Here is a 10,369-nt window from a genome sequence, read left to right as displayed (position 1 = left end):
GATCTACTACAACAATTATCGTTATCAGTGGAACTTAAAAAAGATGACCCCTGTAGAATACAGAGATCATCTTCTTAAGTCAGCCTAGCCTTTTTTTAAATGTCCTTTACAAAGGGTACACTTTATTCTGGATTGGGAGTTTTTTTCTGTACGTCCATTGTGCTAATAACTAGTCAATAAAATAGGATAATGCTATGATATGTATTGGCTTATGAATGGAATATCATTTCCTTTCCTATACTATCCAATAAAAGGAAGAGGGTGTGAACGTGCAAAAGAAATACAATATTCCTGTAGAGGCAGCTTTGGAGGTTATCGGAGGTAAATGGAAAGTAGTTATTTTATGTCATCTTATAGAAAGAACAAGACGCACGAATGAACTGAAACGCATGATGCCTGGTATTACCCAGAAAATGCTGACTCAGCAGCTTCGAGAGCTGGAAGAGGATGGTATTGTGGCACGTACGATATACAATCAGGTTCCTCCGAAAGTAGAATACTCCCTAACCGAATACGGCTGGTCATTAAAAGAGATTCTTGATCTTATGTGTGCATGGGGCGAATGCCACATTGAAAAAAATTACGAAAATAAAGAAGAAGTTCTTTTAGATACAAGTGAATTAGAGAAAGTAATGGAAGCCAAATAAAAAGTCAGGTAGAAGATACCTGACTTTTCACTCTACATAAATCGTTTATGGTGTCGATTGGAGCAAATTTGTAACAAATCCCCCCATGTGTAGCAGCCTTTCTTCCCTATTCTGGTAATCATTTCACAAAAGAGGTGTGCAGTTGTCATGGCGTCCCCTTTTGCGCTATGGCGCTCAAATATAGGGGTTCCTATCAGACGAGCATGATCTTCTAAATCCCTATATTTTGCAGTTGGGTCTAAGTATTGAAGGAGTTGTAGTGTATCTATAGTTTTCGCCTTCTTGGTACGATATCCAGTTCGTTTCCATTCCTTTCCCAGAAGCGTCATATCAAATGAAATGTGATGTCCTACCAAGCAACAAGGCTCATATCGCTCCACAAAACGAAGAAAATCCACTAACACCTTTCTGGACGGAGGTGCCTGTAACACGTCCTCATTAGTAATACCTGTCAGTTCTTCTATTGGTGTTGGTATATGCCTATCAGGATTCGCAAGACTGGTAAATATATCCTCCTCCAGCGGCATCAGCCCTTTTACGACTACCGCAGCTATTTCAATTAATCTATCGTGTTTATCTACCCTTAACCCTGTCGCTTCGGTATCTAACACTACAAATGTCATATCTTTTATCGGAGTAGATAAGGAGATGTTCTCTTCCAGCTGATACGCAATACGATGTGGGTTCCAAATCACGGCTCCATCCCCTTTTAGTAAGCATATTCATGAAATAAGCGTCTCTGGAACAGACGAATCATTTTCAAGGATTGGAATAACTGGTCTTTCTCCCATGTATGGAGTCTAGCTAAAGAAATGACAGAGGAAACTTGTTCAGCCTGGACATTTTCCCATTTCCGCTGCATGTACATGGACATCGTTTGCTGAAATGCCTCTTTAAGATTATGCCCCTCCGATTCAGTGAGCACCTGTCGTTCCACAAGCTGCTCTAGTTTCTCTACCGTAGTACCTTCGAGAATACCATAGGAGACACATAAAATTTGTAAGGCATGATGAAACGGAAATAGCATTTCTTTTTTCATATCAATTTGCTTCTTATTCATTTTTAGCAAGGAACGAAAAGGCTGATGCAGTGCTGGTGCAGGATTTTCCTTTTCCATCTGGGTAAGACGAAACAGAAATATTTTACTCTTCGATAGCGAAGCTCTCAGCTTTTCCACAAAAGCATTGTGCAGTGTATCATCTCCATATACCTTCCGAAATGAAAAGAAATTTTGTGCCTTCATTAATGATTCGTTGGTCGCTCTTATGTTCCAGCTGCGTATGTTTTGCTCCCAGTCTTGAAGAGAGCCACGCCACTCTGGCTCACTGCACATCATATTACCTGAACATAATTCATAGCCAGCTTGATGTAGTAAAAAGGTTATTTCTTCCCCTAATTTTTTGAAGTAATCCTTCGTTATTTCTTGCTTTTCCTCCGGGACATCTTCATACACCAGAAAGTGATCCTGATCGGTTAATACAAATTGCTCTCCTCTTCCTGCACTTCCCATTTGATACCATGCAAACGCTGTGGGAGGATCTCCATTCCCTTGCTCTTTTATTCGTTCTACAGCAAGGGTGACAGCATGTTGAGCTAATCGATCGTATAGTTTTGTAATAGTGTTTAATACGTGTAGAGAAGGCACCTTATCCTTTAAAACGATAGTGAGGACAGCATATATTTCTTTCTTTGCCTTAGGTAAATCAACAGTGGTGAGAGATTCTATTCCTCTTATAGCGTTGAACATTTGATGATGGCGTTTCCGAAGTAAATCGGATAGTGTTACAACCCCAACCACTCTATCCATTTCATTTATAACAGGATAGTGATGGATTCCATGTAACAATAGGCCTGACAACGCTTGATAGTAATACTCTGAAGCTCGAATGGTGTAAGGGTTGGGAGTCATTATGGTTTGTACATCATCTGATACGGACCGATTATTAGCTATTACCCTGGAAATAAGGTCATGCTTAGTAATGATTCCTAGTAATGTATCCTCCTTCATGACTAAAACGGAGCTTACTTGATGCTGAGTCATCTTTACAGCTGCCTGTTGTATCGTTTCACCTTCCTGAACGGACTGGAAGGGAGTGGTCATAATGTCCTGAACTCTTCGTAAGAACGGCTCACTATCTCCAAAATGCTGTGCTAACTGCACCTGTTCGGTAAGAGATACATATACATCCTTAAGTCTTGTCACAACCTGTTGAAGGAAATAATCCTTAATTCGCTCCTGCTGCCAAAGGCTTGTTAAGACTTCATATGGTATAAATAGACCAACCACCTCGCTCGCAGCCTGCACTTGAATGATAGATTTCAATTCATCTGTCTGGTCACGCTGGAGGAAGGTGTAGAGGCTTCCGAGGCCTAATAGCTCGCCTGCCTCTACTATCTCTATGACCTCCATGCAGGAATCATTTGTGACACAAACCTCCGCAGTCCCTTCTGTTAGTAGAAAAATTCCTTGCCTTTTTTTAGTCGTTTCTGCAATGATCGACCTTTCTGAATACAATCTTTCCTCACAAAGTACATATATCTCTTCAAACAATGAGATAGTAACCTTTTCAAATAATGGATGCTCTCTTACTCTATCCTTTACCTGGAAGGTACTAGAGGGAATGTGATGAGTCATCCATCCATACCTCACCATCTTTGTATGTCATTTGTTCCGGATAACGTAAGTCCATAACTTCCTCTTGGACTTGCTTTGATGGAGCTTTCGTAGCCAGTGACACGATGATATTGGTTAAGGTAGCAGAAATAGCTCCGAACACCCCAGCGCCAGTATCAATTATGCCTAATATGGTAAACCCTCCATATTTAGCTGCAAAAATGTATCCTAATGTCACAGACAAGCCGACAATCATTCCAGCAACTACACCTGGTCCATTTGCACGCTTCCACCATACACCCAGAAGTAAGGCTGGGAAGAACGAACCAGAGGCAAGGGCAAAGGCCCACGCTACGATCTGTGTAATCGCTCCAGGTGGATTCAATGCTAGTAAGCCAGCAGCAACCGTAGCTAATACAATAGACCACCTTCCCACTAATAACCGCTTTTGCTCACTGGCTTGCGGATTAATGGTTCGATAATATATATCATGGGAGAGAGCTGCGGAGATGGCTATCATTAACCCTCCCGCTGTTGATAAAGCGGCTGCCATCGCACCTGCTGCCGTCAAGCCTATAACAAAAATACCTAAATTAGCTATTTCAGGAGTTGCCATAACTACAATGTCGTTGCTTATGACAATCTCTGCCCATTGTAAGATACCGTCACCATTTTGATCGGCTACGGACAACCTGCCTGTGTCAACCCATGCTGATGTCCATGCTGGTAAGTCATTAATAGGCTGTCCAGCCACTCTATCCATTAAAATAAAGCGAGAGAAGGCAGCATAGGCTGGAGCTGACAAGTATAGAAGACCAATAAATAATAAGGCCCAAGCTCCGCTCCATCGTGCGGCTTTCATCGTAGCCACCGTATAGAATCGTACGATAACATGTGGCAGCCCTGCCGTACCAGCCATGAGTGTGAACAATAACGCAATGAACTGCCATTTGGTAGCTTCCGTAAATGGAACGACATATTCCGTTATCCCTAATTGTTGATCTAACGTTTGAAGCTCTCCAATTATTTCCCCATATGAAATCCATGGGATTGGATTACTAGTCAATTGAGCTGCCATAAATATGACCGGGACAAGATAAGCAATAATTAACACAACGTATTGGGCAACTTGGGTCCACGTAATCCCCTTCATTCCACCCATTGCAGAGTAAAAGGCAATTAATACTACTCCTATAAGCGTCCCAATCATTGTATTTACTTCTAGCAGTCTACCTATAACCACCCCAGAACCAGATAGCTGCCCGACAGAATAGGTGAAGCTAATAATAATAGTGGCAACGGCAGCAATCAAACGGGCTGTATTGCTTTGATATCGATCACCAATAAACTCCGGAACGGTATAGCGACCATATTTTCGGAGCTGCGGAGCAAATAAAAAGGTAAGCAGCAAGTATCCTCCAGTCCAACCCATTATGTAGGCGAGACCATCATACCCGAGAATCATTACTGTACCTGCCATTCCAATAAACGATGCAGCGCTCATCCAGTCAGCACCAATGGCCATGCCGTTAAAAACGGGCGGTACACCTCTTCCCGCGACATAAAAGTCTGAGGTAGCTTTCGCTTTGTTATATATAGCAATGCCTATGTAGAGGGCAAAAGTAACGACAATCAGTCCGAAAGAAACTAGAAATTGCATGAGTGTGTAATACCTCCTCGATTTGATTTGTGAAGTACTTCGAGCATATTAATGATCTAAATGTCTTCCAGAGCTGATCAATTCATTTTGTTTTTCATCAATGCCAAATCGTTGATCTATCTTATCGTTAACAATCGCATTTACAAATAATAACAGTATAAAGGTTAAGACAGATCCTTGGGCTCCCATGAAATAATGAAACGGCATCCCCATCACCGTAATTCCGGATAACGGTTGAGCAAAGAAGACAACCCCGTACGAAACAATAAACCAAATCAATAGATAGACTATAATTGCCGTGGTACGGATACGAAAATATTTCTCAGCTATCGCTTTATCAATTTTCTTCACTTTATCTCCCCCTTGTTTCGAATTATCCTCTTAAATTAAATATAAATTGTACCGTCTCCCAAAAGGGCAGTGGTACCAAAGCCACTTTTATTACCATAAAGGTAAACACAGCTGCAAACGGAACGACAAAAATAATTGGCTTTCTCTTCCTCATGGCAGTGATAACAGAACCAATCGTAATCAATGCAAAAAATATTAGCCACGCCATAGCTACCCCTCCCTATTATTAAAACGCTTACAAATTTAATTATTTTCCTCCCTTCTACCTTATAAATATGATGACTACTTATAATTTTTAAGAAAATTCTATATTTTCTATTATTTATAATTGGATAATTAATGTCAATGGATTTCTGATACTTTCACAAATTAGTCCCTTATTTCTGTAATGTATTACCATACAAAAATGCGCTAACTCTTTCTTAAAGAGTTAGCGCATGAGGTTCGTTTATTAATCTAGCTCCCAATCCGTTACTGCTCCTCTTGCAGAAGAGGAAACTAGCCTTGCATATTTTGCAAGTGCTCCCGTCTTATACCTTAGGGCAGGCTTCACCCAATTACTTTTTCTATCTTCCCATTCCTCTTTGGATACATCTATATTAATCTCTTGCGTTTCACTGTCTATCGTCACTAAATCTCCTGTAGCAAGAAAGGCGATTGGCCCACCTACATGAGCTTCAGGTGCTACATGACCAATAACAAATCCATGTGATCCACCAGAAAAGCGACCATCTGTTATAAGAGCTACTTTACCGCCTAACCCTCTTCCAACAATCATAGATGTAATGGAAAGCATCTCTGGCATGCCTGGACCGCCCTTTGGTCCAACATGACGAATAACTAGTACATCTCCTTCTTTAATTTCATTCTCTTCAATTGCTTTTGTTGCCTCAGCTTCACTGTTATAAACTTTGGCTCTGCCTTCAAATCGAGTAATCGTTTGACCAGAAAGCTTAGCTACTGAGCCTTCAGGAGCTAAATCTCCTTTTAATAGTACAAGTGGTCCTGATGCTTTAATAGGATTGTCGAGTGGACGAATGATTTCCTGACCTTCCTTTAAATAAGGGAGGCTTTCCAAGTTCTCAGCTAGCGTCTTACCTGTAACCGTCAAACAGTCTCCATGAAGCAGGTTGTGCTCTAGTAACAGTTTCATTACAGCCGGTACGCCACCAATTTCATATAAATCCTCCATCACATATTTACCACTAGGCTTCAGGTCTGCAAGGTGGGGTACTCTTTTTCTAACGGATTCAAAATCATCCACCGTAAAATCGACACCAGCGGAATGTGCAATAGCAGTCAAGTGAAGGAGAGCGTTAGTAGATCCTCCTAATGCCATAACCACTGTTACAGCATTTTCGAAAGCTTCCTTCGTTAGAATATCCCGAGGATAGATTTCTTTCTCCAGCAAATTCAGCACCATTTCCCCTGCCTGGCGACACTCTGTTTCTTTATAATCATTTACAGCAGGTGTAGAGGAGGAACCAGGAATACTCATCCCAAGTGCTTCCACTGCAGCCGCCATTGTATTAGCTGTGTACATACCGCCGCATGCTCCAGCTCCAGGACAAGCATTACATTCCACACGATGCAGCTGTTCTTCATCAATAGTCCCCTGTTGATATTGTCCTACTGCTTCAAAGGACGAAACGATATCGATATCCTTTCCATCCAGCTTACCTGGCTGGATCGTACCACCATACACATAAATGGAAGGGATATTCATTCTAGCAAGGGACATGACACATCCTGGTGTCGTCTTATCACATCCGCCAATCGCTACTACAGCGTCCATTCGTTCCGCATTCGTAACGGTCTCAATCGAGTCTGCAATAATTTCTCTGCTAGGCAATGAGTAATTCATTCCTTCATGTCCCATTGCAATACCATCCGAAACGGTAATCGTGTTGAAAATCATCGGAGCCCCACCGCTGCTGGCTGCACCTTCCTTGGAATGACGAGCAAGATTATCAATATGTACATTACACGGCGTTACCTCGCTCCAGGTACTTGCAATGCCAATCATTGGTTTCTTGAAATCCTCATCTGTAAATCCCACTGCTCTCAGCATCGAACGGTTAGGTACACGATTAACTCCTTCGCTGATCACTCTACTTCGATGGCGCAAATCCTTCTTCGTTTCCATCCGCTTCACCCTTCCTAATATACATGCCCATTTTATTAAAAATTTTCGATTATTTATCTATCATACTAGTCCGACAATTCATTATCAACAGAATTGTCTGAATATCTTTTTTTCTAAAAAAAGTATCAGTGCTTGAATCGGGCATGATGGATCTCCAAATAGACCTGGTGCTCCCATTGTTTAATGGAAAGACCATCTTTAAATAGAAGAGTTGCTTGCCCTCTACTCCACTACGAAAATAGATTCATTGAGAAATATCCATCAAAATCACCGCCCAGTACGAAGTGTGCTGGGCGTTTTTTGAGAATCTTATTCACATTAGGGTTTGAGCTTTATTAGTGTGTTACTTTTTCTTCATCCATGCCGGTTTGCCAAAGCCTTTAAACTCTTCGTCAATAGTTTCTTCAAATGCTGCTGACTCCACAGCTTCTTTAATGTCCTTTACGAAGGCAGCGTCTTTATCTTTAGAATTAACAACTACTCTGTTCCGATAATCATCTGGCATTTCTTCCAGAACGATGGAATCCAATAAATCCATTCCAGCTGCCAGTGCATAGTTTCCTGGAACAGCAGAAAGATCCGTACTATCGACAGCTCTGGGCAGCTGGGCAGCCTCTATTGGTTTAAATTGAATATCTTTCGGATTTTCCACAATATCCTTCTCAGAAGCCTTTAAGGGGTCAATCCCCTCTTTAATTGATACTAACCCAGCGTCTTCTAGCATTAACAATGTACGGGCCAGGTTGGTAGGATCATTGGCTATAGTCATCGTGCTGCCTTTCTCAATGGCATCAATAGAATCAAACTTATTGGAATATACTCCCATCGGAGCCGTTGGTACTATCTTCACCTCGGATAATTCCAGGTCATGCTCCTTCGCAAAGGCTTCCATATAAATCTTATGTTGAAATAGGTTGGCATCCAACGAACCGTTCGCTAGCGATAAATTAGGCTGTACATAATCGCTAAATTCTACAATTTCTACCTCATACCCTTTTTCCTCCAATATCGGTTTGATAGCCTTATTTACCATATCACTATAGGGTCCGGCTGTTGCTCCAAACGTAATCTTCTCTTTACTTGCTGATGATGCTCCTTCTTCTCCTCCACATGCTGCAAGGATTAATAGTAAACTTAATAAAAGCAAGCTGGTTAATTTTTTCATCTTCTTTCCTCCCGTGTATTATCTTTTATCTACTCTTTTGGAGAGAGTGTCTCCAGCGTACTGAAGGATTTGCACTAGTAATATTAAAATGATGACAGTGGTGAACATGACTGTGTTGTCATATCTGTAGTACCCAAATCGTATGGCTAAATCACCAATTCCACCACCGCCAACAATACCTGCCATGGCGGAATACCCAATTAAACTTATACTTGTTATTGTAACGCCACTAATGATTCCTGCTTTTGCCTCTGGTAACAGAATGTCCTTGATGATAAGCCATGGTGATGCACCGGTTGATATGGCTGCTTCTACTACCCCTTTATCTACTTCCCTTAAGGATGATTCTACAATACGGGCGAAGAATGGAATGGCTGCTACGGACAAAGAAACCGAAGCTGCTGTCGGTCCAATCGTTTTCCCAACAATTATTTGGGTGAAAGGTAATAGAAATACCAATAGAATAATAAATGGAATCGATCTCACTAGATTTACGACAGTTCCTACAAATGATTTAATCACTTTGTTCTCTAAAATAAGTCCTTTATCAGTTACATATAATAAAATACCAAGAGGGAGACCAAATAAAACAGCAATACCAAGTGAAATCCCTACCATGTACAAGGTTTCCAGAAATGCTTGTTGAAGTTCTGGTAATAGACTCACTAATGAATCAGGCAGCATCATGCAGCACCTCCAGCTTCAATAATCTGTTTTGCAAGTAATTCATTGCTTGCTGCACATCCTCTGGTTCTCCTGTTAGCTCCATGACGAAAATGCCTAATGGTGTATCTTGAATATACTCTATCTTCCCATGAAGAATGTTGCCTTTCACCAGGAAGGATTGAAGCATATCTGACACAATTGCTTCCTCTGCAACATCTCCCTTGAACTGAAGCTTTACAATAACCCCTTCACGACCTTTTGTTATTTTATCTGGTAAGCTAAACTGTAGCACACTCTCTATAAAGGAGGTGGTGAGTGCATTCTGGGGATTGGCAAATATGTCGTACACCTGACCCTCTTCCACCACTTTTCCATCTTGCATAACCGCGACCCGATGGCAGATTTCTTTAACCACTTCCATTTCGTGAGTAATGAGTACAATCGTGATTCCAAGCTCCTGGTTTATCTTTTGAAGTAGTTTCAGGATAGAGCGAGTAGTCGTTGGGTCTAAAGCCGAAGTTGCCTCATCACACAAAAGAACATGAGGGTTGTTGGCTAGAGCACGCGCTACTCCTACACGCTGCTTCTGTCCCCCACTCAGCTGAGCAGGATAGTGGTCCTTATGCTGTTCTAAGCCAACCATGTTCAATAGATCCAGTACTCTCTTTTCTCTATCTTGAACTGGCGTATTAGCTGCCTTTAGTGCAAACTCAACATTTTCATATACTGTCTTTGCGGAGACAAGGTGGAAATTCTGAAAGATCATACCTATTTTCTGTCTGGCCTTTCTTACTTGTTTAGCAGAAAGATTCGTTAATATCTGACCATCGATAGAAATGGTCCCCGATGTTGGTTGTTCTAATAGATTTAAACACCTTAGCAGAGTGCTTTTCCCTGCTCCACTATACCCTACGATGCCGTAAATCTCTCCTTGACGGATGGACATAGACACATTATCTACACCGATAATGGTGTTGTGCTTGGTCTGGTATTCCTTTGTAATATTTTTAATTTCTATCATCTTAATCCCTCCTCTTATTCCAAATACCCAACAACACAGCAAAGCAGCAATTCGCTAAAGCATTAATGAATAGCAAATACAAGTTCTCCTTTGAAACCA

At 41.3% G+C, this 10,369-nt stretch carries 11 protein-coding genes; 2 read left to right on the top strand and 9 right to left on the bottom strand.

Annotated elements, in window-relative coordinates; all coding sequences use genetic code 11:
• On the top strand, nucleotides 1-88 hold an 88-nt coding region (locus ACFFGV_RS18640), incomplete at its 5' end, for an IS3 family transposase (protein ID WP_377349295.1).
• 181 nt (nucleotides 89-269) lie between these two features.
• Nucleotides 270-647, top strand: coding sequence for a winged helix-turn-helix transcriptional regulator (locus tag ACFFGV_RS18635; protein WP_377351084.1), 378 nt, complete (start codon nucleotides 270-272; stop codon nucleotides 645-647).
• A gap of 32 nt (nucleotides 648-679) precedes the next feature.
• On the opposite strand, the gene ACFFGV_RS18630 is transcribed toward ACFFGV_RS18635, so the two are convergent.
• The 9 genes from ACFFGV_RS18630 to ACFFGV_RS18590 all read right to left on the bottom strand — a co-directional run bounded on the left by ACFFGV_RS18630 (nucleotide 680) and on the right by ACFFGV_RS18590 (nucleotide 10,270).
• Complete coding sequence (locus tag ACFFGV_RS18630) at nucleotides 680-1,342, bottom strand: 3'-5' exonuclease (RefSeq protein WP_377351082.1); 663 nt, start codon at nucleotides 1,340-1,342, stop codon at nucleotides 680-682.
• A 14-nt stretch (nucleotides 1,343-1,356) separates the two neighbouring features.
• The gene (locus tag ACFFGV_RS18625; protein ID WP_377351080.1) at nucleotides 1,357-3,282 is read right to left on the bottom strand and encodes a DUF294 nucleotidyltransferase-like domain-containing protein; all 1,926 of its coding nucleotides are present in this window, start codon (nucleotides 3,280-3,282) and stop codon (nucleotides 1,357-1,359) included.
• A complete protein-coding gene (locus ACFFGV_RS18620) occupies nucleotides 3,260-4,921 on the bottom strand; it encodes a sodium:solute symporter family protein (RefSeq protein WP_377351078.1) in 1,662 nt (553 codons plus the stop codon). The genes ACFFGV_RS18625 and ACFFGV_RS18620 overlap by 23 nt, the downstream gene beginning before the upstream one ends.
• Nucleotides 4,922-4,969: 48 nt before the next feature.
• Nucleotides 4,970-5,272 carry a DUF4212 domain-containing protein gene (locus ACFFGV_RS18615; RefSeq protein ID WP_377351076.1) on the bottom strand — a complete coding sequence of 101 codons (303 nt, stop codon included), beginning with the start codon at nucleotides 5,270-5,272 and terminating at the stop codon, nucleotides 4,970-4,972.
• 22 nt (nucleotides 5,273-5,294) lie between these two features.
• Nucleotides 5,295-5,480 (bottom strand): hypothetical protein, encoded by a 186-nt coding sequence (locus tag ACFFGV_RS18610; RefSeq protein WP_377351074.1) that lies wholly within the window; start codon nucleotides 5,478-5,480, stop codon nucleotides 5,295-5,297.
• A gap of 243 nt (nucleotides 5,481-5,723) precedes the next feature.
• Nucleotides 5,724-7,418, bottom strand: coding sequence for a dihydroxy-acid dehydratase (gene ilvD, locus ACFFGV_RS18605; protein WP_377351072.1), 1,695 nt, complete (start codon nucleotides 7,416-7,418; stop codon nucleotides 5,724-5,726).
• A 343-nt stretch (nucleotides 7,419-7,761) separates the two neighbouring features.
• Nucleotides 7,762-8,583 carry a MetQ/NlpA family ABC transporter substrate-binding protein gene (locus ACFFGV_RS18600; protein ID WP_377351070.1) on the bottom strand — a complete coding sequence of 274 codons (822 nt, stop codon included), beginning with the start codon at nucleotides 8,581-8,583 and terminating at the stop codon, nucleotides 7,762-7,764.
• Nucleotides 8,584-8,601: 18 nt separating this feature from the next.
• A complete protein-coding gene (locus ACFFGV_RS18595; protein WP_377351136.1) occupies nucleotides 8,602-9,267 on the bottom strand; it encodes a methionine ABC transporter permease in 666 nt (221 codons plus the stop codon).
• On the bottom strand, nucleotides 9,257-10,270 hold the full coding sequence (locus ACFFGV_RS18590) for a methionine ABC transporter ATP-binding protein (protein WP_377351067.1): 1,014 nt from the start codon (nucleotides 10,268-10,270) through the stop codon (nucleotides 9,257-9,259). The genes ACFFGV_RS18595 and ACFFGV_RS18590 overlap by 11 nt, the downstream gene beginning before the upstream one ends.
• Nucleotides 10,271-10,369: the final 99 nt, after the last annotated feature.

This window comes from Pontibacillus salicampi (assembly GCF_042434395.1).
GTDB lineage: Bacteria > Bacillota > Bacilli > Bacillales > BH030062 > Pontibacillus > Pontibacillus salicampi.
This window is presented reverse-complemented; position numbering and strand designations above follow the sequence as displayed.